This window comes from Pseudomonas sp. CDFA 610, from assembly GCF_021147865.1.
Classification (GTDB): domain Bacteria; phylum Pseudomonadota; class Gammaproteobacteria; order Pseudomonadales; family Pseudomonadaceae; genus Aquipseudomonas; species Aquipseudomonas alliivorans.
Genome location: NZ_JAGTPM010000001.1, coordinates 320573 through 344852, shown reverse-complemented (window position 1 = coordinate 344852; position 24280 = coordinate 320573). Strand labels below are relative to the sequence as shown.

At 58.6% G+C, this 24280-nt stretch carries 22 protein-coding genes and 1 pseudogene; 15 read left to right on the top strand and 8 right to left on the bottom strand.

What is annotated here, in order from left to right; genetic code table 11:
• Nucleotides 1-13 precede the first annotated feature (13 nt).
• Nucleotides 14-1015 (bottom strand): annotated as a pseudogene (locus KDX39_RS26500) (methyl-accepting chemotaxis protein); the annotation flags it as partial.
• A 324-nt stretch (nt 1016-1339) separates the two neighbouring features.
• Entirely contained in the window at nt 1340-4822 is a 3483-nt protein-coding gene (locus KDX39_RS01570; protein ID WP_231659065.1) for an indolepyruvate ferredoxin oxidoreductase family protein, read from the bottom strand.
• 186 nt (nt 4823-5008) lie between these two features.
• Between KDX39_RS01570 and KDX39_RS01565 the strand changes: the two genes are divergently transcribed.
• The 3 genes from KDX39_RS01565 (at nt 5009) to KDX39_RS01555 (ending at nt 7729) form a co-directional block, all read left to right on the top strand.
• Complete coding sequence (locus KDX39_RS01565) at nt 5009-5476, top strand: Lrp/AsnC family transcriptional regulator (protein WP_231659063.1); 468 nt, start codon at nt 5009-5011, stop codon at nt 5474-5476.
• Between the two features lie 485 nt (nt 5477-5961).
• Complete coding sequence (locus KDX39_RS01560) at nt 5962-6504, top strand: sigma factor-like helix-turn-helix DNA-binding protein (protein WP_231659348.1); 543 nt, start codon at nt 5962-5964, stop codon at nt 6502-6504.
• An 88-nt stretch (nt 6505-6592) separates the two neighbouring features.
• The gene (locus tag KDX39_RS01555) at nt 6593-7729 is read left to right on the top strand and encodes a M14 family metallopeptidase (protein WP_231659062.1); all 1137 of its coding nucleotides are present in this window, start codon (nt 6593-6595) and stop codon (nt 7727-7729) included.
• Between the two features lie 57 nt (nt 7730-7786).
• Here the strand turns inward: KDX39_RS01555 and KDX39_RS01550 are convergent, their stop codons facing one another.
• Nucleotides 7787-9016 carry an MFS transporter gene (locus KDX39_RS01550; protein WP_231659056.1) on the bottom strand — a complete coding sequence of 410 codons (1230 nt, stop codon included), beginning with the start codon at nt 9014-9016 and terminating at the stop codon, nt 7787-7789.
• Between the two features lie 105 nt (nt 9017-9121).
• Here KDX39_RS01550 and KDX39_RS01545 point away from each other — a divergent pair, with 105 nt between their 5' ends.
• Nucleotides 9122-9667, top strand: a complete 546-nt coding sequence (locus KDX39_RS01545; protein WP_231659055.1) for a TetR/AcrR family transcriptional regulator — start codon at nt 9122-9124, stop codon at nt 9665-9667.
• 77 nt (nt 9668-9744) lie between these two features.
• Entirely contained in the window at nt 9745-11049 is a 1305-nt protein-coding gene (locus tag KDX39_RS01540) for a leucine-rich repeat-containing protein kinase family protein (protein ID WP_231659052.1), read from the top strand.
• Between the two features lie 21 nt (nt 11050-11070).
• Here the strand turns inward: KDX39_RS01540 and KDX39_RS01535 are convergent, their stop codons facing one another.
• Nucleotides 11071-11775: a YebC/PmpR family DNA-binding transcriptional regulator gene (locus tag KDX39_RS01535; RefSeq protein ID WP_099230191.1), complete on the bottom strand. Its 705-nt coding sequence runs from the start codon at nt 11773-11775 to the stop codon at nt 11071-11073.
• A gap of 328 nt (nt 11776-12103) precedes the next feature.
• On the opposite strand from KDX39_RS01535, the gene KDX39_RS01530 reads away from it, so the two are divergent.
• Nucleotides 12104-14062, top strand: a complete 1959-nt coding sequence (locus KDX39_RS01530; protein ID WP_231659051.1) for a type VI secretion system Vgr family protein — start codon at nt 12104-12106, stop codon at nt 14060-14062.
• Here KDX39_RS01530 and KDX39_RS01525 read toward each other — a convergent pair.
• Together KDX39_RS01525 and KDX39_RS01520 are read right to left on the bottom strand one after the other, a co-directional pair.
• Nucleotides 14049-14822: an enoyl-CoA hydratase gene (locus KDX39_RS01525; RefSeq protein ID WP_231659045.1), complete on the bottom strand. Its 774-nt coding sequence runs from the start codon at nt 14820-14822 to the stop codon at nt 14049-14051. The genes KDX39_RS01530 and KDX39_RS01525 overlap by 14 nt on opposite strands.
• Nucleotides 14823-14913: 91 nt before the next feature.
• On the bottom strand, nt 14914-16134 hold the full coding sequence (locus tag KDX39_RS01520) for an acetyl-CoA C-acyltransferase (RefSeq protein WP_231659044.1): 1221 nt from the start codon (nt 16132-16134) through the stop codon (nt 14914-14916).
• A 204-nt stretch (nt 16135-16338) separates the two neighbouring features.
• On the opposite strand from KDX39_RS01520, the gene KDX39_RS01515 reads away from it, so the two are divergent.
• On the top strand, nt 16339-16818 hold the full coding sequence (locus KDX39_RS01515) for an LEA type 2 family protein (RefSeq protein ID WP_231659043.1): 480 nt from the start codon (nt 16339-16341) through the stop codon (nt 16816-16818).
• A 43-nt stretch (nt 16819-16861) separates the two neighbouring features.
• Here the strand turns inward: KDX39_RS01515 and KDX39_RS01510 are convergent, their stop codons facing one another.
• Entirely contained in the window at nt 16862-17116 is a 255-nt protein-coding gene (locus tag KDX39_RS01510) for a hypothetical protein (RefSeq protein WP_231659041.1), read from the bottom strand.
• Between the two features lie 153 nt (nt 17117-17269).
• Here KDX39_RS01510 and KDX39_RS01505 point away from each other — a divergent pair, with 153 nt between their 5' ends.
• Nucleotides 17270-17587 (top strand): DUF883 family protein, encoded by a 318-nt coding sequence (locus KDX39_RS01505; protein WP_099230181.1) that lies wholly within the window; start codon nt 17270-17272, stop codon nt 17585-17587.
• Nucleotides 17588-17660: 73 nt separating this feature from the next.
• On the opposite strand, the gene KDX39_RS01500 is transcribed toward KDX39_RS01505, so the two are convergent.
• A complete protein-coding gene (locus KDX39_RS01500; protein ID WP_231659039.1) occupies nt 17661-18011 on the bottom strand; it encodes a hypothetical protein in 351 nt (116 codons plus the stop codon).
• A gap of 269 nt (nt 18012-18280) precedes the next feature.
• Here KDX39_RS01500 and KDX39_RS01495 point away from each other — a divergent pair, with 269 nt between their 5' ends.
• From KDX39_RS01495 to KDX39_RS01465, 7 genes are all read left to right on the top strand, one after another.
• Complete coding sequence (locus KDX39_RS01495; protein ID WP_231659037.1) at nt 18281-19348, top strand: M4 family metallopeptidase; 1068 nt, start codon at nt 18281-18283, stop codon at nt 19346-19348.
• A 19-nt stretch (nt 19349-19367) separates the two neighbouring features.
• Complete coding sequence (locus KDX39_RS01490) at nt 19368-19667, top strand: protealysin inhibitor emfourin (RefSeq protein WP_231659035.1); 300 nt, start codon at nt 19368-19370, stop codon at nt 19665-19667.
• A 244-nt stretch (nt 19668-19911) separates the two neighbouring features.
• Nucleotides 19912-20541: a paraquat-inducible protein A gene (locus tag KDX39_RS01485; RefSeq protein WP_099230175.1), complete on the top strand. Its 630-nt coding sequence runs from the start codon at nt 19912-19914 to the stop codon at nt 20539-20541.
• The gene (locus KDX39_RS01480) at nt 20538-21152 is read left to right on the top strand and encodes a paraquat-inducible protein A (protein ID WP_099230173.1); all 615 of its coding nucleotides are present in this window, start codon (nt 20538-20540) and stop codon (nt 21150-21152) included. The genes KDX39_RS01485 and KDX39_RS01480 overlap by 4 nt, the downstream gene beginning before the upstream one ends.
• Entirely contained in the window at nt 21145-22821 is a 1677-nt protein-coding gene (locus KDX39_RS01475) for a PqiB family protein (RefSeq protein ID WP_231659033.1), read from the top strand. Before KDX39_RS01480 ends, KDX39_RS01475 begins: the two co-directional genes overlap by 8 nt.
• Nucleotides 22818-23438 carry a PqiC family protein gene (locus tag KDX39_RS01470; RefSeq protein ID WP_231659027.1) on the top strand — a complete coding sequence of 207 codons (621 nt, stop codon included), beginning with the start codon at nt 22818-22820 and terminating at the stop codon, nt 23436-23438. Before KDX39_RS01475 ends, KDX39_RS01470 begins: the two co-directional genes overlap by 4 nt.
• A 295-nt stretch (nt 23439-23733) precedes the next feature.
• Nucleotides 23734-24183, top strand: coding sequence for a helix-turn-helix domain-containing protein (locus tag KDX39_RS01465; protein WP_231659025.1), 450 nt, complete (start codon nt 23734-23736; stop codon nt 24181-24183).
• Nucleotides 24184-24280: the final 97 nt, after the last annotated feature.

Here is a 24280-nt window from a genome sequence, read left to right as displayed (position 1 = left end):
CCAGTTCGTCCTTGCGGGTGATAACGCGGCTGTCGGTGAGGTCGCCATCCGCCACACGTTCGGCCAGCTTCAGCGTTTCCATCAAGGGGCCGACGATCAATCGGGTAATGACCCAGGCCGCAATGATACTGACCACCAGCGCCGACACCAGCCAAAGGATCAGCAGCGACTTGGCCTGGTTCATATCCTCCATTCTCAGGGTGACCTGGTTTTTGGAAAGCTGGTCGGCGGACGCAAGAAGGATTTCGATGTTTTTGGAAACACCCGCCTGAGCTTCATCGATTCTGGCCTGGGCGCTGGCGAACTGGGCGATCGCGCTCTGATAAGCAGTCAGGGCATCCTGAAGAGCTTTTACAGTATCGGCCTGACCACTGAATGCGCTCAGCGTTTTCATAAAATCAATGGCCGTTTTGATGGACGCTTCAGCGACCAGTTTGCTGTCGGCCTTGAGCGAAAACGTGTACCCGCGTACATCGAAGCGCATTTTCTGAAAGACCATCAATGCCTGAGCGGATGTTTCCCGCAACTGCGCACTGCCCTCACTGGAGTTTGCGAAACTTTGCAGTTTCTGCAGATCTTCTGCTGCGGCATCAGCGTGTCGACCAAATACCAACCGGGTGGCCTCTCGCGCTTCGGTGGCTTGCATCAGGTTGTCATAATGAATCCGATAATCTTTCATGGCTGCCAGCGACGCATTGATCAGCGGCACATTGATATCGGAGGTGAACACCGTTGCGGCATAGCGCACATGGTTATCCAGGGTCTCGTACGCCTTGAGCCAGTTGCTGGCACGTTCGGCGTCATAGTTGATCGTAAACGACAAGCGGGCAATGCGCATGTCCCGAGTCAGAGTGCTCAACTTGCCAATGTCGGCGGTGCGTTCGCTACGTTCGCTCAGCGAGGCAATGCCCGACCAGCCTGTCCACGCGATAAGTACAGTCAGCAAAATGACCAGTGTGAAGCCCAGAACAAGCTTGGACCTGACACTGATGTTGCCCAGGAGAGTAGTCAGCATATAAAGCTCTTGATAAGTTTTTGAGTGTGATGTTTTTGGCGACTCCCTGCCGGTGTAACCTGCATCAAGTTTTCGGCATCACACTTTCAAACTTTAAACTTAGAGCAAATATTCTTTTTACTTTAAACCCCACGACCGCGCGTGAAAAATAAAATTCAATTCTATCAATCAACCCGATAGTCTTTTATAACACCTCCATTAAAAAACAATCCAAAAGAATATATGATGACAAAATTAACACTCATTTGAATGCACCCCAAACTGGATTGCACACCCGTCCAGATGCGCAATTCAGTCAGTCATCATTAACCGGGCAGCCTGTCTTTACGCGGCCACTTCATACAGCTTCGGCGCGACCACCTCCCCGCTTTCAAGACTGCGACGCAGCACATTGGCCTGAAGCGCCGCAGCCTTCATTGCACTTTCCTTCACATAGCCATAACCACGGATGCGCTCAGGCAGGCGTGCCAGACTCAAGGCGGTGTGACGATTGCCGGCCTGCAGGTGCTGCATAATCAGTTCGACATCGTTGACGTAGCGCTCGATCAGTTCGCGTTCCTGACGACGCTCAAGGCTGCGACCAAACGGATCGAACGCCGTGCCGCGCAGAAACTTGAATTTTGCCAGCACATCGAATGCCCGCAACATCCAGGGACCGAAGCTGCGCTTGCGCGGTTGTCCGGTTTGCGGGTCGCGCCTGGCAAGCCATGAAGGCGCCAGATGAAACTCAAGACGGTAATCCCCTTCGAACTGCGCTTCCAGTTGTCGTGTGAAATCTCCGTTGCTGTACAAACGTGCCACTTCGTACTCGTCCTTATAGGCCAGCAGTTTGAAGTAGTTGAACGCCACGGCTTCGGTCAGCATGGGGTGCTGCCCCGGGAACAGCCTTGCCTCGGCATCCTGCACACGTCTGACCAGTGTGAGGTAACGGTCGGCATAAGCCTGATTCTGGTAGTCGGTCAACGTGGTCAGATTGCTCTGGATACGCTGTTCCAGCGACAGTTGTGGCGGCTCGGCGGGCTGCTGTCGAGGATTGATGAATGCTTCCACGGCGGCCGGGGCGTGAGCGGTACGACGCCCCCACAGGAAAGCCTGTTGATTGAGGCTGACAGAAACACCGTTGAGCTCGATGGCTTTCTCGATGGCGTGTGACGTCAACGGGATCAAGCCCAACTGGTAGGCATAACCGAGCATGAACAGGTTGCTGGCGATACTGTCGCCCAGCAACCGTGTCGCCAGCGAAGTGGCTTCAACGAAATGGGTTTTGTCCGCGCCCACCGCATCAATGATGGTCTGTTTCATGGCCTCGACCGGAAACACTGCATCCGGGTTGCGGGTGAACTCTGCAGTCGGCGTTTGCTGGCTGTTGACCACCGCATGGGAAATCGCGCTGTCCAGCTTGGCGATTGCATCCGGCCCGGCCGCCACCAACAGGTCGCACCCCAGCAACAGATGTGCTTCGCCAGCGGCAATCCGCACTGCAAACAAATCCTGCTGGCGCGCTGCGATACGAATGTGACTGACCACCGGACCAAACTTCTGCGCCAGCCCGGCCTGATCCAGCACGCTGCAGCCTTTGCCTTCCAGGTTGGCGGCATACCCCAGCATCGCGCCTACGGTGGTCACACCAGTGCCACCGACGCCGGGCAGCAGGATATTGAATGGCCGCTCCAGTGAAGGCAGAGTCGGCTCAGGCAAGGCGGCGAACGCTTCGACCTGTTTGGGCAGGACCGGCTTGCGCAGCTTGCCGCCATGAACGGTGACGAAACTGGGGCAGAAGCCCTCGACGCAGCTGAAATCCTTGTTACAGGCATTCTGGTCGATTTCACGTTTGCGGCCCTGTGCAGTTTCCTTGGGCAGCACAGACAGACAGCCGGATTTCACACCGCAGTCACCGCAGCCCTCGCACACCGCCGGGTTGATCAACGCACGCTTTTCCAGATCGGGCATGGTGCCGCGTTTGCGGCGACGACGCTTCTCGGTGGCACAGGTCTGGTCATAGATGATCACCGAAACGCCCTTGAACTCGCGAAGCTCACGCTGCACGCTGTCCAGGTCACGTCGATGATGGAACGTGGTGATAGGCGCAAAGCCTTCTCTGTCCGGGTATTTGTCCGGCTCGTCAGACACCAGGGCGATGCGCTGCACGCCTTCGTTGAAGACCTGGCGGCTCAGTTGATCGACACGCAATACACCATCAATGGGCTGTCCGCCGGTCATGGCCACGGCGTCGTTGTAGAGAATCTTGTAGGTGATATTGACCTTGGACGCGACCGCAGCGCGAAGCGCCAGATGCCCTGAGTGGAAATAGGTGCCGTCGCCCAGATTCTGGAACACGTGCGGGGTTTCGGTAAACGGCGCCTGACCGATCCAGGTCACGCCCTCGCCGCCCATCTGGGTGAACGTATCGGTCGCCCGGTCCATCCAGATCGTCATGTAATGACAGCCGATACCCGCCAGTGCACGGCTGCCTTCCGGTACCCGGGTAGACGTGTTGTGCGGGCACCCGGAACAGAAATGCGGTGTGCGCTGGGTCGTGAACAATGGCGCCTGAAGGGCTTTTTCCTTCTCGCTGAGAAACTGCAGGCGCGCTTCGATCTGCGGGCTGCTGTAGAACGGAGCAAGCCGTTTGGCGATGACCCGCGCGATCATCGCCGGGGTCAATTCACTCAGGTTCGGCAACAGTGAGCAGCCCTGCTCGTCGAACTCGCCCACCACCACCGGGCGACGGTCCACAGGCCAGTTGTACAGTTGGCCGGTCAGTTGATCTTCGATGACACTGCGCTTTTCTTCGACGACCAGAATCTCGTCCAGTCCCTGGGCGAAGTCATGCACCGACACCGGCTCTAGCGGCCAGCTCATGCCGACCTTGAGCACGCGAATGCCGACCTGATCGCAGAGCTGCTCGTCGATGCCCAACTCTTCAAGCGCCTGACGCACATCCAGGTAGGACTTGCCAGTGGTCACGATACCCAGCCGGGGCTGCGCAGAATCAATCACGACCTTGTTTAGCGCATTGGCACGCGCGAACGCTCTGGCCGCGTAGATCTTGTAAGTATTGAGACGTGCTTCCTGCGCCAGCGGCGGATCCGGCCAGCGAATATGCAGCCCGCCTTCCGGCAGCACGAAGTCTTCAGGGATGCGGGTCTGCATGCGCAAAGGATCGACTTCGACGACCGCAGACGAATCGACATTTTCAGCGATGGTTTTCATCGCCACCCAGCAACCGCTGTAGCGCGAAAGCTCCCAGCCGATGATGCCGTAATCGAGGATTTCCTGAACATTGCTGGGGTTGAGCACTGGAATCATCGAAGCGATGAAGGCGTGTTCGCTCTGGTGGGCAATGGTCGATGACTTGCAGCCATGGTCGTCGCCCGCCAGGATCAGCACCCCGCCATTGGCCGCAACGCCAGCGGAGTTGCCATGTTTGAAGACGTCACCGCAACGATCGACACCCGGACCCTTGCCATACCAGAGCGCAAAGACCCCGTCGTACTTGCCTTGGGGAAACAGGTTGACCTGCTGGCTGCCCCACACCGCCGTGGCCGCAAGTTCTTCGTTGATGCCCGGCTGGAAGTGAATGGCATTCTGCTGGAGATAATCCTTTGCATCCCACAGGCTTTTGTCCAGATTGCCCAATGGAGAACCGCGATAACCGGAAATGAAACCTGCGGTATTGAGCCCGCGCGCTTCGTCACGCTGCTTCTGCAGCATCGGCAGCCGGGTCAGCGCCTGTGTACCGGTGAGGTACAGGTTGCCGGTGGCGAGCCGGTATTTATCGTCCAGACGAATATCAGCCAGGGTCATGCGATTACCTCTCTTGTTTTTATTCAGGCTTTCTTATGAGTCAGGTCCATCTCGCCGGGAAGGTCGAGCCCGGCGGCCTTGTCATTAGACTGCCTGTAGAAAAGAGGCTTTTTCTTTCTAAATTGACAGATATCTGCTGATATTGAGCATGCCCTCTTCGAAAAAAACAAAAAACAAGGTCAATTCATGCAGATTAAATTGAGCCCTATCGATCGCAAGATTCTCCGCCTGTTGCAACATGACGCCGACCTGTCGGCGGCAGAGATTGCCGAGCGTGTCGAGCTGTCACAGTCGCCCTGCTGGCGACGTATTCATAGACTGCAGGAAGAAGGTCTGATCGAGCGCACCGTCGCGCTGCTCAGCGCACAAAAGCTGGGGCTGAGCATGACGGTGTTCGTCGAGGTCAAGCTGTCCGGCCACGGCAGGCGATATCTGGCAGAGTTCGAAGAAGCGATCATCGGCCACCCGGAGGTGCTGGAGTGCTACACCATGGCGGGCGGCATGGATTTCATGCTCAAGGTCGTGGCACAGGACATCGCCAGCTACGAACGCTTTCTGCGGGACCATCTGCTGCAACTGCCGCATGTGCACGAAGCGCACTCCAACATCGCCATGAGCACGGTCAAACGCACAACTGAATTGCCGCTGGACTAAGCAAAAAGAAAGATATTCAGAAAAAAGGCACAATCCATCGACGGACGTCGATGGATTGTTTCTTTCTATGAGGATATCAAAACATTTGACTGCCAAATGATAATGATTATTATTGCATCAGCTGGTCGCGAGACTGGCTGGATAACCTGGAAGTCTTAGGTCGGCTTGCAGATTATCTCCTCATCAGGCTAATCACGGTTTTTGACCCGGCTTTTTTGCCGGGTCTTTTTTTTGGTTTTTCGCTGCTTCAGGCTAATGAAGTCTGGGGTGTTGCACGGTGTTTCAGAATGGCGCGGATGATATCAAAGCAATGACGCCTCAAGTCAGTTTTTTGCGCTGACAGCGGCTGTAACTGCCAGATAAATCGTAATTGCAGCGCCTTTTCACTTGAGAATGATTCTCGCATTCATTAGTCTGACTGCGTAATGGATGAAACCTATAGGCTCAAGGAAGAATTTCTATGGAAGATCAGCGAGCGATACATCATGAGTAGCCAGCTCTCGTCTTTATTGCCCCTGCCCGCCAGACTGCCAGACGTACCTCCGTCGACGCGTACGATCGAAACACGTCACGCCCTTGGCAGACTGTCGCGTCGTACCCGACAGATTTTCCTGCTCAGCCGTCTCGATGGCCTGCCTTACGCCGAGATTGCCCGCTTCCTTGACGTCGATCTTGCCAAGGTAGAGCGCGCAATGGTTCGCGCACTCAGGCAGGCCCATGGCTGCACCCCCGCAAGTACCCTTGATGATAAGGCCATTCAGGAACAGGCCAGCCACTGGTACGTGCACCTGCAGAGCCCGAGTTCGACCGCCAGTGAACGGATCGAATTTCGGCACTGGCTCGACGCGGACACCAGACACCTCGCTGCGTTTCAGCATAGCGAACGCGTCTGGCGTGAACTTCAGGCCCCCGCCTCACTGCTGGGCGCAGGCAACTGGCATCGGCGCAAACGACGCGCCTACCTGGGCTGGTGCCTGATGACCGCGTTCCTGTGCAGCCTGATGGTCACGACCGAGGTGCTTTCCTGACGCTGAATGACCGTTTCAGAGAAGTCTGTGGCGAGCGGATCGGTGTAAAGTGATTGCCTTGAACGCATAACATACGCAGGCACGCACATTGACCCTCATCATCAACGCAGACTTCGACAGCGGTAACATTCAGGTCCTGGATGCCAGCGACCCGGCTTGCATCAAACTGGCCATCAGACCCGACACCCAAAGCGGTCATTTTCAGTGGTTCCACTTCAAGGTCGAGGGCATGGAGGTTGGCGTGCCCCACACCTTCAGCCTGACCAACGCAAGCGAATCGACGTTCAACAACGCATGGACCGGTTATCACGCGGTTGCGTCCTACGACCACGAGGAATGGTTCCGGGTACCTTCGGGGTTCGATGGCAAGGCTCTCGATTTCAGCCTGTCGCCAACCCAGCCGCAGATCTGGTTCGCATATTTCGAACCCTTCAGCCGCAAGCGTCATGACGAACTGATCGAGCAAGCCCAGGAACAGGCCGGGATGCACCTGCTGGCGATCGGCAAAAGCGTCGAGGGCCGCGATATTCAGTTACTGCGCAAAGGCGACGGCGCTGAAGGCAAGCGCAACATCTGGATGATCGCCCAGCAGCACCCCGGCGAGCACATGGCCGAATGGTTCATGGAAGGGGTTATCGAGCGCCTTCAGCAGGACGGGGATGCCGCCATGCAGCAACTCTTGGCCAATGCTGACCTTTATCTAGTGCCAAACGTGAACCCTGACGGCGCTTTTAACGGTCACTTGCGCACCAATGCCAACGGCAAGGATCTGAATCGCGCCTGGCAAGACAGCACCGAGGAAGTCAGCCCTGAGGTGTTTTTCGTCAAACAGCAGATGGAGCAATACGGTGTTGACCTGTTCCTTGACGTGCATGGCGACGAGGAAATCCCGTATGTCTTCACGGCCGCCTGCGAAGGGAATCCGGGCTATACCGCCAGACAGCAGCAACTGGAGGAGCAATTCCGTCGCCGCCTGGGTGAGATCACGGTCGATTTTCAGAGCGTGTACGGTTACCCACGCAGTGCCCCAGGCCAGGCCAATATGAACCTGGCCTGCAACAGCGTTGGCGAGCGTTACAAATGCCTGGCCTTGACGCTGGAGATGCCGTTCAAGGACAACGACAACGCACCCGACCCTGTCACTGGCTGGTCAGGCAAACGCTCGGCGCAGCTGGGCAAGGACGTGCTGAGCGTGCTGGCAGAAATGGTTCAGGACCTGCGCTGACGGTAATAGCCGCCTCCCCTATGGGGCGGCGTTTGCCCGGTAGAGGCGTGCCCGCAATCATACGGCACGTTCATCACGCGCCGTGCCTGCACCTGCACCTGCAGCACGGCGCACCAGCAAACTGCTCAACGCCATCAATGCCAATACGATAACGATCCCGCCATAGACATTGCTGGTCATCACCAGACCAAACGAGCGTGCAGCAAAACCGGCTGCCAGAGCTGGCATACAGAACGCCAGATAGCTCAATACCAGGAACGCTGACATCAGGCCTGCTCGCTCATGTGCGTGCGCCGTCGGCATGAGCATGCGCAACGCGCCGAGAAAGCTCGACCCGAAACCGACTCCGGCGATCATCGCACCGCAGAAGAACAGCCAGAGCACGCCTGAGTTGACGGCCAGCAGAATCACCGCGACCCCGACAATCATGAAACTTGCCCCGACCCAGAGACCCAGCTCCGGAGCGCGCTGACGCAGGATCATAATGGCCAGCGCGCCACTCAGCGTCAGCGCCGCGACAGCCAGCCCGCCATCCAGCGGCGAGGTCGAACCTGTGGCAGCGGCCAGCAGTGACGGGCTCAAGGACAGAAAGAAGCCCCCCAACGCCCAGGCGGCAATGTCCACCGGCAGCACCAGCCACAACATGCGCCTGGCCTGCACCGGCACATGCAGCGAAGGCTTCAGGGACTGCCATGCGCCCGGTTGCGGACTGACCGTCTCGGGCACTCGCTTCAGGTAAGCGGCCTGCGCCAGAAAGGCCGCCAGCAACAGGCAGTAAGCCAGCAACAAGGGATGCGGCGCAAACTGCACCAACAGCGCTGTACCCAACGCACCGACTGCCATGCCCAACATAGGAGAAATACTGTTGATCAACGGTCCACGGACCTGATCACTGTCCAGCAACGCAGCGCCCAGCGCACTGGCAGCCAACCCTGTAGCGAACCCTTGAAGCAGCCGCGCGATCACCAGCCAGGTCACATCCGTGGCGGCGATAAAACACAGCATGGAAACGGCCTGGATCAGCAAGGCGCCGAGAATCACAGGCCGCCTACCCAGATGATCGGAAAGCGATCCGCCCATCAGCAGCGCGGCCAGCAGACTGAATGCATAGACCGCAAAAATCAGCGTGAGCATCCCGGAAGAAAAGCCCCATGCTTCCTGATACAAGTGATAAAGCGGCGTAGGCGTGCTGGATGCAGCGAAAAAACACAGGGTCGTGAAGGCCAGAAAGACCAGATGGCTTCGCTCCCGGCCATCGGGCTGCGGGTTCTGCAAAGTTAGGGACATGGGTACACTCTCCACTGGCGCAATCTTTAAAGCCATTAATTAGCTTTTGCGGAGTGTGCTGTCTGATGCCGCTTAAAGCAAATACTTTGTGTTAAGGTCCGCCGTATGGCTATCAAAGAAGCAGTACGCACCGGAGGCCGCAGCGCCCGTGTGCAGGAATCCATTCACCGTGCCGTTCGCGATCTGTTGCTGGAACAGGACCGCTCGACACTCAGCGTGCCTCTGATCGCGACCCGTGCCGGGGTTACGCCGTCGACCATCTACCGTCGCTGGGGTGATCTGACCAACCTGTTGGCCGATGTCGCCATCGCGCGGCTTCGCCCGGATGAACCCATCGATCACGGCAATCTGCGCCTGGACCTGTTGAGCTGGAGCGAGATGTACCTGGACGAAATGTCCTCGGCACCTGGACGAGAGATGATGCGTGACGTGGCCGCCAGCGCTTCCAACTGTGGCGGCAAATGCGCCTCTATCGTCCGCGAGCAGCTGCAGACCATTATCGATCGCGCTGCGAGTCGTAACGAGCCGTCGCCCTCGGCCGACGAGCTGATCGATGCCATCGTCGCCCCCATGATCTACCGGATTCTCTACTCCGAGTCCCCGCCGACCCTGGCCGCCGTGCATCAGTGGGTAGAGCGCTGCCTGTCTTGACGGGTGATATGTGCGGCGAGCGGCGAAAACTGCCGCTATGATGCGCGCTTGTCCGATTGAAGACCGAACCCACACTTATGCATACCCTCGCAGACCTGCGCGCCGGCAAGCTGGCCGGCATACGGCGTCTTGACCTGTCCTGCGGGCTGACCGAATTCCCGCAGGAAATATTCGATCTGGCGGACACGCTGGAAGTCCTCAACCTCAGCGGCAATTCGTTGAGCGATCTGCCGGACGACCTGTATCGCCTGACCCGGCTGCAGGTCCTCTTCGGGTCCGACAACGCTTTTACCCACTTGCCCGAGTGCATCGGGCAGTGCGAGCAGTTGCGCATTGTCGGCTTCAAGGCCAACCGTATTCAGCACGTCAGCGCATCGGCGCTGCCGCCACGCCTGCGCTGGCTGATTCTGACCGACAACCGCATCGAATCACTGCCTGACGAACTGGGTCGCCGACCCGATCTGCAAAAGCTGATGCTGGCCGGCAACCGGTTACAACGCCTGCCACCGACACTGGCCGACTGCCACAGGCTGGAGCTGATCCGAATGTCCGCCAACCGGCTGACCGAACTGCCTGACTGGCTGCTGCAACTGCCCTCCCTCGCCTGGCTGGCGTTTGCAGATAACCCGCTGTGCCCAGACCACCAGGATCTGCCCGTGCGGCAGATTCCGTGGCAGCGCTTGAACCTGGGGCAGCGTCTGGGTGAAGGAGCGTCAGGCGTCATTCAGCAGGCCGAATGGCAGGACAACGGGCAGGCGCGAACAGTGGCGGTCAAGCTGTACAAAGGTAACGTGACCAGCGACGGCTCGCCGCTCGATGAAATGGCAGCCTGCATTGCAGCTGGCCGCCACGTGCATCTGATAGAGGTGCTGGGACAGATCTCGAATCACCCCGACCAGCAACGGGGACTGGTGATGGAGCTGATAGCCCCGGACTTCACCAACCTTGCCGGTCCGCCCAGCCTGGACTCCTGCAGTCGGGATATCTATGGCGCGGATACGCGGTTCTCGTTGTCGGAACTGCTGCGTCTGGCAACCGGTATCGCATCGGTCACCGCTCATTTGCACGCGTGCGGCATCAGCCATGGCGACCTGTACGGCCACAATATTCTTGTACAGGAAAACGGCAATTGTCTGCTGGGGGACTTCGGCGCGGCAACCTTTCACCCGTCAGTATCTGCCGGGCACGCGCTGCAACGCCTGGAGACGCGGGCGTTCGGTATTCTGCTGGGGGAATTGCTGGAGCGTTGCGAGCCATCAGGCGAAAACCCGGAAGTCCTTGAAGGACTTGGGCAGCTTCAGAAGAATTGCATCCAGCCTGACTGCAAACGCAGGCCGACGCTTGAGGAAGTATCTGTGAAGCTGCAGGCATGGAGCGCCTGAGGCGCTCCCTACCCACTCTGATCAGCCAGCCAGACCCACGTAGACGTTCTGTACGTCGTCGTGGTTGTCGATGGCTTCCAGGAAAGCTTCGACCTCTGCCATCTGCTCTTCGGTCAGGCCGTCCACGGTGCTTTTCGGACGATAGCCCAATTGCGCCGACTGCACGGTAAAGCCGAATTCCGGCAACTTCTTGCACACAGCGTCCATGTCTGTAGGGTCGGTCAGGAACAGGGTCGCACCCTCTTCAGCCGCCTCACAGTCCTGAGCGCCCGCTTCGATGGCCGCTTCGTCCGGATCGGCGTCCGGCGATGCAGGCACCGCTTCGATCATGCCCTGGTAGTTGAAATCCCAGGACACCGAGCCTGCGGCGCCCAACTGCCCCTTGCGAAACAGCACGCGAATTTCCGACACGGTACGGTTGATGTTATCAGTCAGGCACTCGACGATCACGGGCACGCGATGCGGTGCGAAACCTTCATAGGTCAGGTGTTCGAAGTTGACGCTTTCGCCCAGCAGGCCTGCGCCCTTTTTGATCGCGCGCTCCAGGGTTTCACGGGGCATCGACGCTTTCTTGGCCTGCTCCACCACCAGACGCAAACGCGAGTTCATGTCCGGGTCGGCACCTGCGCGGGCAGCGATCATGATTTCCTTGGACAGCTTGCCGAACGTACGTCCCTTGGCGTTGGCTGCCGCTTCTTTATGCTTGACCTTCCACTGTGCGCCCATGTCTGCTCTCTTGATCCAGTGTGCGTCCCGCCCGCTGCGACCGCGAGGCAGCCTGCAAGCGTGGCAGGACGTTGAAAATAGGGGTGGCCGGCAAAGACATTTCCGGCGCGACGCATTTTATACGTGATCACGCCAGATGAAACCCCTGCCGGGCTGTGATTGCTCGATGAGCGTGTCGCCGCGCGGGGTGACCAAGGCCGGTTCGCACTTTGTCGTGTAGTCCTTTTCTGAAAAACCTTGAAACGATGCTTTTGCACTCAAGCATTTCGTACCCTTCGCACCCTGAATTTCAAGGTGGGAGCGCCCGAAGATGTGCAAAGACCCGCAAATGCCAATGACTTTGGCGATTGCCGACTGCCAGATGGATCTGCATGTCATCAGCTTTACCGGGCTGGATGCCTTGAACGAAGTGTACCGCTTCGACATTGATCTGGTCGGCACTGAAGCCTCGCTGGACACGGCCAGCCTGATCGGGCGCAGCGCTTCACTCGGCTTCGGCAGGTCCGGTCAAGGCGTGCACGGCCTGATCCATCATGCACTGGAAGTGTATGTTGGCAGTCGCCTGACGCATTATCGGCTGGTTCTGATGCCTGCCTTGCAAAACCTGGCCGGACAGCCACGACGCCGCGCGTACCATGACATGAGCGCTCCGCAGTTGATTACCCACCTGCTTGAACGCGAAGGGCTGCAGACTGGCGAATACCGCTTCGAACGGATGACGGGGCTTTATCCGCGTCGCGCCCTGTGCATCCAGTACGACGAGACCGATCTGCACCTGTTGCAGCGCCTGTGCGAGGAGGAAGGCATTCACTTCCGTTTCGAGCATGCGCCCGATAGCCATACACTGGTATTTTCCGACGATCCCGCCAGCTTTCCCGAGCATCGGCTGCCGACACGGTTTCGTCGCGAACGCGAACCTCACGATCATTCACCTGCTCTCTCACACCTCGCCGAACTCCGGTCGATCCACGCTGGCCTGCAAGGCACGTTCTGGCATGCCAATCCGTCGATCCCGCCCAAAGCCTCGGAAGAACGCCCGGACCTTAAAGCGCAAGCGCTCGACGAATCCCTTGAAACATCCCCCGGCCAGCGTCAGACAGATCAGCTGACAGCCCATCGACAACAGCGCAGCGTCCGCCATCTGGAGCGCCTGCGCTGCGAGCGTCGTGACTTTCAGGGCACCAGCGATCAGCCACACCTGCGCAGTGGCGAAATCATGCACGTACTCGATCATCCCGAACCCCTGCTCAACGATCAGTGGCTGTTGGTCGAAGTGCGCCATGCGGGCAGGCAGTTACAGACACTGGAAGGCGTTGACCCCAACGACATTGCGGCTATCGTCAGTGCGCTGCCTGAAACGGAAAACGGACTGATGACTGATCACATCGTTTCGGCGGGTGGCTACGCAAATCGGTTCAAGGTGCAGCCTTGGGCGATGCCTTTTCGTCCGCCGATCAGACACCCCAAGCCAAGGATCAACCAACTTCAAGAGGCCACGCTGATGCCCATGGGGCTGGTCGTCGATGCACAAGAGAGCCTGTCAGGCCACAGGCCGATCCGTTTCGACTGGCAGAAGGCATCCGCTCTGGAAAATGAGTCAGGACAGTGGCCACTGGCGCGCGTCATGTCCACAGGCGCCAATCCGGTCGCCCGGCTACAGGCAGGCACCCGTGTGATCATTGCGCACCTTGACAGCGATCCGGACCGCCCGGTGATCTGCGGGGTGCCCGGAGCCCTGCCTGAAAACGGAACGCGGATAAGACTGGAAGGGATAGACGTCAAGTCACCGATCTACGTGCAGTTACGACCCGGCCAGCAGTTGCATATCGAGTCGGACAAGGTCATCAAAGTGAAAGGCGAGCAGACTGAACTGCATCTGACGCCAGAGGTGATTTCGGTGCTGGGTAACGCCACGCTCGACCGCTTTGCGCCCGATGTTCCGCCCGGAAAGACTGCCAACATCAGCGATCTGCGCTTGACCAGACTGCCTGGACTGCGCGGCGCGCCGCTGGCAGCGCGGATCTGGTACATCGTGCGCATGCGCGAGCCGGGGCTGCATCATCTGGCTCGTCTGGCACCCAGGCACTTCCTGTTCGAAGGCACCACTGACAACATGGGTTACCTGGGCCTCAGCGAAGCCGATCGCCAGCAACTGATCCGGGAGTATCACAAGACGCCTCAGGAACTCTGGCTGATCCATCCCGGCGAGTGCATGGCGCTGCACACCTATTTCCAGCAGAACTGGACACAGCAGCAGCGCGATGCCCTTAATATCAGCAATCCCTGAAGATGGCCGGCCGTTTTTCGATGAACGCCTGCATGCCTTCCTTCTGATCCTGGCTGGCGAAGGTGGCGTGGAACAAACGGCGTTCGAAACGGATACCTTCGGCCAGACTGACCTCGAAGGCACGGTTGACGCTTTCCTTGACCTGCATGGCGACAGGCAAGGATTTCGCGGCGATGCTGGCGGCTGCCTTCAGCGCCTCGTCAAGAAGGTCTTCCAGCGGCAGGACCCGTGAAACCATGCCTGAGCGCTCGGCTTCATGGGCATCGATCAGGCGCCCGGTCAGGCACATTTCCATGGCCTTGGCCTTGCCGACGGCTCGCGTCAGACGCTGGGTACCGCCCATGCCGGGCAGTACGCCCAAGTTGATTTCCGGCTGCCCGAAGCGGGCATTCTCTGCCGCGAGGATGAAGTCGCACATCAACGCCAATTCGCAACCGCCCCCCAATGCAAAGCCAGCAACTGCAGCGATCACAGGCTTGCGTCGGGCGGCGACACGATCACTCTCGCGAAACAGGTCATCCAGGTAGATCTGCGGATAGGTCAGATCGACCATTTCCTTGATATCCGCGCCGGCCGCAAAGGCCTTTTCCGAACCCGTGAGCACAATGCAGCCAATGGCGCTGTCAGCTTCGAACGCGTCGAGCGCGTGGTTCAGCTCGTCGATCAATTGTGCGTTGAGCGCATTCAGAGCCTTGGGACGGTTGAGCGTAATGAGTCCGACACCTTCTCGAATCTCACTCAATATAGTCTCGTAATTCATTGATAAATATCCTTTTTATATTTTTTACGACTAAAACCAAAATCAGCACAAATCACATCACAAGATGAACTTAAGTAATTGATTAAAATAACTATTCCACTATCTCAACCGCAATCGCCGTTGCTTCGCCGCCGCCAATGCAGATAGCCGCGATCCCACGTTTGAGCTGCCTGCGACGCAGGGCGCCCAGCAAGGTCACGATGATGCGCGCGCCGGAGGCACCAATCGGGTGACCCAGTGCGCAAGCTCCGCCGTTGACGTTTACCTTGTGATGCGGAATGTCCAACTGACTCATGGCAACCAGAGGCACGACGGCAAAGGCCTCATTGATCTCGAACAGATCCACGTCGTCCACCGTCCAGCCTGTCTTGCCGAGCAAGCGCTTGATTGCGCCTATTGGAGCCGTAGGAAACAGACCCGGCTCGTCGGCGAAAGCAGCGTGCCCGTGAATAACGGCAAGCGGCTTCAGCCCTCGACGCAAGGCTTCGGACTGACGCATCAGCAGCAACGCCGCAGCACCGTCAGAGATCGAACTCGCGTTGGCCGCCGTGACCGTGCCGCCTTCGCGAAAGGCTGGTTTGAGCGTCGGGATCTTGTCCAGTCGCGCCTTGGGCGGCTGCTCATCGTGGCTGATCAGACGCTGTTCCTTGCCAAGGGTGACCTGCACCGGGACGATTTCAGCGTCAAAATACCCTTCTGAAATGGCCTGCTGGGCGCGCGTCAGGGAAGCAATGGCAAACGCATCCTGAGCCTCACGGCTGAAGCCATTGTCCTGCGCGCAGTCCTCGGCGTAGGTACCCATCAGGCGGCCCGGCTCATAGGCGTCTTCAAGGCCGTCCAAGAACATGTGATCCAGCACGCGCCCGTGGCCCATGCGATAACCGCCACGAGCGCGGTCCAGCAGATACGGTGCGTTGGACATACTCTCCATGCCGCCCGCCACGACAACGCGGGTGCTGCCCGCCATCAGCAGATCATGGGCCAGAATGGTGGCTTGCATACCCGAACCGCACATCTTGTTGAGCGTGGTACAGAGCGTGGCCTTGCCCAGCCCTGCGCCAAGCGCGGCCTGTCGCGCCGGCGCCTGACCGAGACCTGCGGGCAACACGCAGCCAAATAGCACTTCTTCAATGTCATGGGTATCGATACCGGCACGTTCAACGGCGCCACTGATGGCCAGCGAGCCCAGACGGGTCGCACTCAGGCTTTGCAACTCGCCCTGGAAACCGCCCATGGGTGTGCGAGCAGCACTGACGATGACGACAGGGTCTTGGGCAGGGTCCTGATGAGGGTTCGTCCTTTCGATGGACATGGTTATCTCCAGTCTTGTTGTTATTGGATCGCTGAAATCATCAACCTGCGTACAGCACTACGCAATGGTTGAAACAGGCAGATTAGCGGGTAACTGCACGGAAGGTGGATCATCAGGCTGAACCGACAGGCCTGCACACACCTGCGAATCTCTTGAAGGGCTCGCGGTCTGAAGGTGACTGACGCCACGTCGAGGAACCGGACAATGTCGCTACACCTAATGCGCATGGTGCTTTCAGGCCTGCTGATACTGGCGCTGAGCGCATGTACCCTGCTGCCCAATCGCGATCCGTTGACCATCAGCGTGGCAGGCATCGACCCTTTGCCGGGTCAGGGACTGGAATTGCGCATGGCGGTGAAGCTGCGCGTGCAGAATCCGAACGAGACTGCGATCGATTACAGCGGCGTGGCGCTTGACCTTGACGTGAATGGCCGACTGCTGGCGTCTGGTGTCAGTAACCAGCACGGCTCCATCGGCTCGTTTTCGGAAGCGGTGCTGGTGGTGCCGGTCAGCGTCTCGGCTTTCGCCGCACTCCGACAGGCCCTCGGCCTCAGCCAGACCCAGCGCCTGGATAACCTGCCCTACACGTTAAGCGGCAAGCTGGCGGGCGGCCTGTTCGGCACAATGCGCTTCAGGGACAGCGGCACACTGGACCTGCGCCAGGCCGAAGGCGATCCCTGGTGATCGCAGGCCAGAGATAACGCGGCCTGCGTGATGCAGGTGGCTGCTACTTGGCAGCCGCCATCAAGCGATTGACTTCACTGCGCACCATGTTGGCGTATTCCGGCGGGCTCATGGTGTCCAGCTCGGAACGGACCCACTCCGACCATTTGCCCTTGCGCTTGGCACGCTCGCCCATCAACCGTGCAGCCTCGCCCTTGGCCTTGCCCAGATTGCTCTGCCACAGGTCGAACAGGCGGGACTTTTCATCTTCGATAGCGGCGCGTTCAGGAAGGGACCGGTTGGCCAGATTGAAACTCATAACGTTCACCTACGGCTAAAAACGGCTGCATCTTACACCCGTAATGGTGTTTCTTTGCAGAGCCCTGCGTCAGGTCATTCAAGCCGGTGCAACTTTTCCCGAAGACGGAGACTCCATTGATTACTATTGCCATCACTTGAAAAGGAAAATGCCATGGCTCGTAAGACCTCTGCCCAAACTGCTGCCGATCAGATCAAGGATCAGGCATTCAGCGACCTGCAGGCACTGATCGAGGAATCCGACAAACTGCTCAAGGACAGCGCAGCGCTGGTAGGCGAGGACGCAGAGACCCTGCGCGCGCAACTGAGCCTCAAGCTCAAGCAAGCACTGGATTCGGTAGCAAGCGTGCGTGATCGCGCCAAGCCGGCGGTGGATGCCACCGAAACCTACATCGGCGGACATCCATGGCAGACCGTGGCCGTTTCTGCAGGCTTCGGGCTGGTCGTGGGCTTGCTGCTGGGTCGTCGCTGATCGGCACACCGCACCAGGCAAAAAAGGGGCGTGATCGCGGTATGGCGATCACGCCCTTTTGCTGTCTGACGCCTCAGCGGGTGTACTGCACCACCGAAGGCTTGGCAAAGCGGTGTGATTTGCTGACCTTGGCCTGCAGGGCGACACGCTGCTCTTCGGCTTCGGCCTGGCTCTGGTAAGGACCAAGCAACATTTGCTGCTTGCCGTCTATCGTGACAATGACTGGCACGTAACTGCGTTCAAGCAACCAGGCACTGGTGTCGCTGACCGCCTCTCTGGAGTTCATCTGGATGAACCACTGCGGGCCGGTAACCGGCGCAGTCTGAACCGCGTCCTGAGCCTTGTCTCGGGCAGGAGCTCGGGAACCGCCTGCATCGCATCCGGCAAGTGCCAGCACTGCCATGATCATTACCGTCTTGCGCACGTGAGTCTGCTCCTCGTCTGAAGTGGCGCGAGTCTAGCATTCCCGGCGCATTGATCGAGCGACTGTGTCGAGGTGACGCAGGCCGTCAGAAATAGCCGCCAACGCCCGGCCGGATTGACTATCAGCGATCAGGGTTACCGGCTTGCATACCGATCATCATGTAATCAAATATTTCTTTGGCATAAAACCCGTTTTTCACCTGTCAAACCCCCTGCGACCATGTTGATCGATGGCTTACTGCTATCGGTGCATTACTACAGGAGTTTCACATGTGCGATAGACATCCCCTGCATTGCTTCATCCCGCCTTACATGCTCGAGCATATGGCGCAGTCTCCGCAGCCCGGTATCAGTGCGCGGGCCATCGCCAACCTGACTGGCAGTTCTGCATTCCTGGCCTCGCGCCTGACGGCCCGGACCATGCCCTCGATGCATGCCGTAAAATCACCGAGCGGCACCAAACATCGGGTCATCCACGATGCCAAAGGCACCGATCAGTTGCCTGGCAAGGTGGTGCGCTCCGAAGGTCAGAAGCCCAGCGGCGACAAGGCAATCGATGAAGCCTATGACGGTTCGGGTGATGTCTACGATTTTTACCAGCAATTGTTCGAGCGCAACTCGCTGGACGATGCCGGAATGGCACTGGTCTCGACTGTGCATATCACTGAAGTCGATTTTCAGGGCGATTATGTCCCCCTGAGCAATGCGTACTGGAACGGCAGCCAGATGGCGTACGGCGATGGTGACGATCTGGTCTTCAAGCGCTTCACCGGCAGCCTTGAAGTCATTGGCCATGAACTGACCCACGGCGTGCAGAGTTTTACGTCGAATCTGGAATACCGCGGCCAGTCGGGCGCGTTGAACGAACATTTCGCCGACGTCTTCGGCATGCTGGTGCGCCAGTGGAAAGAAGGCACCAGCGCCGAAGAGTCGGACTGGGTAGTCGGCAAGGAACTGCTGGTCCCTGCCCCGACCCGCCGCGGGATTCGTGACATGGAGAAGCCCGGAACCGCCTACGCCAACGACCCCGACCTGGGCGACGACCCACAACCGGCCACCATGGCTGACCTGTACACCGGCGCCAAGGACCGGGGTGGCGTTCATATCAATTCGGGCATCCCCAATCGTGCTTTCGTGCTGGTTGCCAAGGCGCTCGGCGGAAATGCCTGGGAAGTGGCGGGCAGAATCTGGTATGAAACCATGCTGGAACTGGCATCGGACAGCCAGTTCGTCGATTGCGCCAGAATCAGCGTTAAAGTCGCCAGTGACCCGCGTTTCGGTGCATATGCCAAAAAAGCCGTTCAGGCCGCCTGGAAGAAGGTCGGGGTCAAGGTCTGAACATTGAAGAGGTGTAGCGATGAAAGTCTGTCTGGTTCAATCGGGCGGTTTTGCGGGTGCGATAAAACGATGCGAGGTGGATACCACCACCCTCGACCAACCCGAGGCCGAACAGCTTGAGCGGCTGGTGAGTGACAGCGGACTGAACACCTCGGGCGAAGCCTTCAATAAAGACGGGCGAGACTTGAATCAGTACGAGATCACCATCGAGGACGACACCAAAGCCATCTGCATGACCTTCGACGAGCACAATGTCCCCCAGGCAGCTCGCCAACTGCTGGGCTATCTCAAACAGCGCGCCAGACCTGGCAAGCTTTGATAATGGTCAGTCAGCACTGCCGGTGTTCGCAGGCACGGACAGTGCTGACAACCATGCCATCGGCTGCTTCGGCCAACGCAGAGATAATGGCCTGATGACATGAACCACGGACAGCCTCAGCGGTCAATCTTGCAGCCTTGCAGGATTGTTACGGGACGCACAGAAAAAAACACCGCAAAGCCAATAACGAGGTATCTTTCCGAACCTCCGATTCTCCAACCAGAACTCTGCATCAACGGCGTCGATGAGCACTGTGCATTCCACTAGACACCCACCGGATCTGATCATCTGCGAACACTGCGATTCGCTGTATGAAGCTCAGCCACTCAAACCCGGCGAGGCCGCGTTCTGTCTGCGCTGCCGAGCAGTGCTCGGCCGGGGACGGCGCATGAGCATTGAGCAATTGCTGGCTCTGACCATTGCTGCCGCGATCTTTTTTGTGTTCGCCAATATCTTTCCGGTGATCAGCATCAGCATGAAAGGCCTGACCAATGAGGTCACGCTCTGGCAATCGGTCGAGGCACTGGCTCAGGGGCGCATCACCATCATCGCCCTGGTCGCAGGCGTCGCGATCATCTTCGCACCGCTGTTGCAGATCGCCTTGCTGTTCTGGGTGTTGCTGCACGCGAACAGGGGCGTCATCGCGCCAGGCTTCAAGACCTGCATGCGGGCACTGGAACACTTGCGCCCCTGGAGCATGCTGGAAGTCTGCATGCTGGGCATTCTGGTGGCGATCATCAAGCTGGCGGGCATGCTCGATGTGCACCCAGGCGTCGGACTGTGGGCCATGGCAATGCTGATGGTGCTGATTCTGCTGATCGCCAACAAAGGTATTCGTGATCTGTGGGACGAACTGGGAGTCAAGGCTGAATGAACGGCATACCCTTCGCCCATGAACACAAACTGTGCCTGTGCCACACCTGCGGTTACGCCTGCCAGGAAGACGCCAGCCGCTGCCCGCGCTGCGACTCCCCTGTGCACCGGCGCAAGCCCAACAGCATCAATCGCACCTGGGCCTATCTGATCGCCGCGCTGATTTTCTACATTCCGGCCAATACATTGCCGGTGATGTACACCGCGTTGCTGGGCAACAGCAGCCAGAACACCATCATGAGCGGCGTCATCGAATTCTTCGAAAGCGGCTCGTGGGACATTGCGATATTGATCTTCGTTGCCAGCGTGGTCGTGCCGTGCATCAAATTTCTGGTGCTGGGCATGCTGCTGATCACCTGCCAGCGCCGCAGCCGCTGGGCCATGCGCGAGCGCGCCCGTCTTTACCGGTTCATCGAACTGATCGGCTATTGGTCGATGCTCGATGTGCTGGTCGTCGCCCTGGTGGCATCCCTTGTGCAGTTTCGTGAGCTGAGCACCATAGAGCCTCGGATCGGCATTCTGTTTTTTGGTTTGGTTGTGGTGATGACGATGTTCGCCGCCATGAGTTTCGATCCCCGGCTTATCTGGGACGCAGAGGTTGAAGATGCCTGACAATACCCTCCCCCCATCTGCTTCGATGCCCCGCCCCGAGGTCAAGCGGCGCCGCGTGCGCATTTCGCTGATCTGGCTGGTGCCTATCGTCGCAGGGCTGATCGGCCTGTCCATGGCCTTTCATGACTGGATGAACATCGGCCCGAGGATCACCGTGAGCTTTCTCACGGCGGAGGGTCTCGAAGCCAACAAGACCCAGGTCAAGTACAAGAATGTGGTCATCGGCATGGTGACCGACATCACCCTCAGCGATGACCGCACCCATGTGCTGGCGACCATCGAACTCAATAACACTGCGCATCCGTTCACCCGTATCGACAGCCAGTTCTGGGTGGTAAGGCCGCGCATCGGTGCGCATGGTGTTTCCGGCGTCGATACCTTGCTGTCGGGCGCTTTCATCGGCGCGGACGCGGGCAGCGCACAGGACACGAAGAATGACTTCACCGGCCTGGAAACGCCGCCTCCGGTGACGTTCGGCGAGAAGGGCAAGCGCTTCACCCTGCATACCGATGACCTCGGGTCACTGGACATCGGGTCGCCGATCTATTTCCGCCGTATTCAGGTCGGTCAGGTCGTCGGCTATGACCTGTCCAAGGATGGTCGTGGCGTCGACATCCAGATTTTCATCAGCTCGCCCAACGACCAGTACATCACCACCGATACCCGTTTCTGGAACGCCAGTGGCGTGGACGTCACCGTTGGCGCCTCGGGCCTCAAGATCAACACCCAGTCGCTGACCTCGATCATCTCGGGCGGCGTGGCGTTTCGCGAACCCAACTGGAGCCCGGACTCCAAGCCGGCTGACGAAAATGCCGAATTCAAGATATTCGACGACCAGGCTACCGCGATGGCCCCGCCGGATGGCGAACCCCGCTACATCCGCATGCGCTTCAACCAGTCGCTGCGCGGCCTGACCGTCAACTCGCCAGTCGACTTCCTTGGGGTCAATATCGGCAAAGTGGTGTCGGTGGATCTGGATTACGATCCGGCCACCAAGACGTTCCCGGGCATCGTCGGCGCAGTGATCTACCCCAAGCGCCTCGGCGCGGCTGAATCCAAGCTCAAGGAGCTGGGTGGCAAGGGTGACGAAGAAGAACAGTCGGCCAGGGTTCTGGGCGCATTCGTCGCCAACGGACTGCGTGCGCAGGTTCGCAACGGCAACCTGCTGACCGGTCAGTTGTACATCGCCATGGAGTTCGACCCGAAGGCACCGAAAGTGACATTCAACCCCAAGGCCCGTCCGCTGGAAATTCCGACCGTGCCGGGCAGCTTCGACAAACTGCAGGAACAGTTGCAGGCATTCGTCGAAAAACTCAGCAACCTGCCGATCGACCAGTTGGCAGCCAACCTCAATGGCAGCCTGAGCGAGCTTCAGAAGACCCTCAAACAGGTCAACAGCAGCATCCTGCCGCAGATGCGTGGCACTTTGCAGCAGGCGGAGAAAACCCTCGGGACCGCCAACGACTCGCTGGCCGAAGATTCACCTGCCCGTCAGCAACTGGGCCAGGCAATGGATGAGGTGCAGCGCACTGCCCGCTCGGTTCGCGTGCTGACCGACTTCCTCAGCCGCCATCCTGAATCGCTGATCCGGGGTCGTACAGGCGATGCCGCCCCACGTTCATTCAACGCCCCCTCTTCATCCCGAGCCATTGCGGAGCCGAACCAATGACCCTGCGCCTTAAACTGGCAGTCCTGACCGCTGCGCTGGGCATCAGTGCCTGCACGTCGACCCAGACCCATTACTACACGCTCATCGCGCCGATGGCGTCGAACACCACCGCCAGCCAGGCAGCGCCTTTCCAGTTTGAAATGCTCCCGGTGATCATGCCGGTACAGGTCGACCAGCCGCCGCTGGTGGTACGTCAGGGCGATGGCAGCCTTGCGATACTCGACACGGAGCGCTGGGGCTCGCCGCTGGGTGACGAGTTTCATGATGCACTGACGCCCCAGCTTGAGCGTCGCTTCGGCAGTCGCGACATGGCAGGGCTTCCCAAGAATACCGAGCAGCCCCTCTTGTCCATCCGAACGGACGTGCGACGCTTCGAATCGGTACCCGGCAATTACGCGCTGATCGATGTGGTCTGGACCCTGACTCAGCGCAGCGCAGGCGCGACGGCGGGCGACAAGCGCACCCACCTGACCTGCAGCAGCGTGATCCGTGAACAGGCGGGAACAGGTATGGAAAGTCTGATCATTGCGCACCAGAAAGCTGTTGGCCGCCTGGCGGAAAAGATTGCGGGTACCGCTGAACGCTGGGCTCAACAGCCCACTGCTCGCTGCCTCTAGACGCCGGTTCCCAAGCGCTACGCGAAGCGAGGCCTTCACAGGTCTCGCTAGCTCATCCAATAGCAGCCGCCACACCACAGTCATTCAACTTGGTACAAAACAGTACCAAACCATTTAAGTCATCTATTACAATGTGCCAGCATCTTCAGGCGCTTTTCTGAAGTTGCGTTCGCGCTCTAAGGCGTATTGGAACCGGGCCCAGCTCCGGTGGTTGTCGTAGACGCTGGCTGGCAAACCTTAATCATTGCGCTATTGCCGAGACGATGTCGGTGAACGGAGTCTTGAGGACAGATATATGACAGGAATTGGTCCACGACTTAAACAGGAACGGCTGCGCTTGAAGCTCTCGCAGAGCGCACTGGGTGCCATCGGGGGTGTAGAAACCAATGCCCAGAGCAACTACGAAAGTGGCATACGCTCTCCAAGAGCCGATTATCTTTCACGCATCTCGGATGCTGGCATTGATATCACTTACGTTGTTACCGGATTCAGTCTCGAACGCTCCACCCCTCAGATAGAAGCACCCGGCACCAGTCACTCGGAACGGCTGAATCGAGTACTTGGCCGTTTGCATGGCAGCCTGCACGAAGTGACCCAGAATCTTTATCACATCACCCGGATTGTCGAAGCCCGCTCCGATGAAGAGAGCCTGGACAGATCACATCTTGAAACAATCAAGGGCGATGCAGAAGCCATCACGCTTGCCGCGGTACGCCTCATCTACATGACTTCCAGAATTAAGTAGCCTTGTAGAATCCGGTTACAAAGCCGGGCTCCAACGAACGACCACTCACCCCATCGCGTACAGGCAAAGCCGACACTGCCGCTATGCTTGATCATTC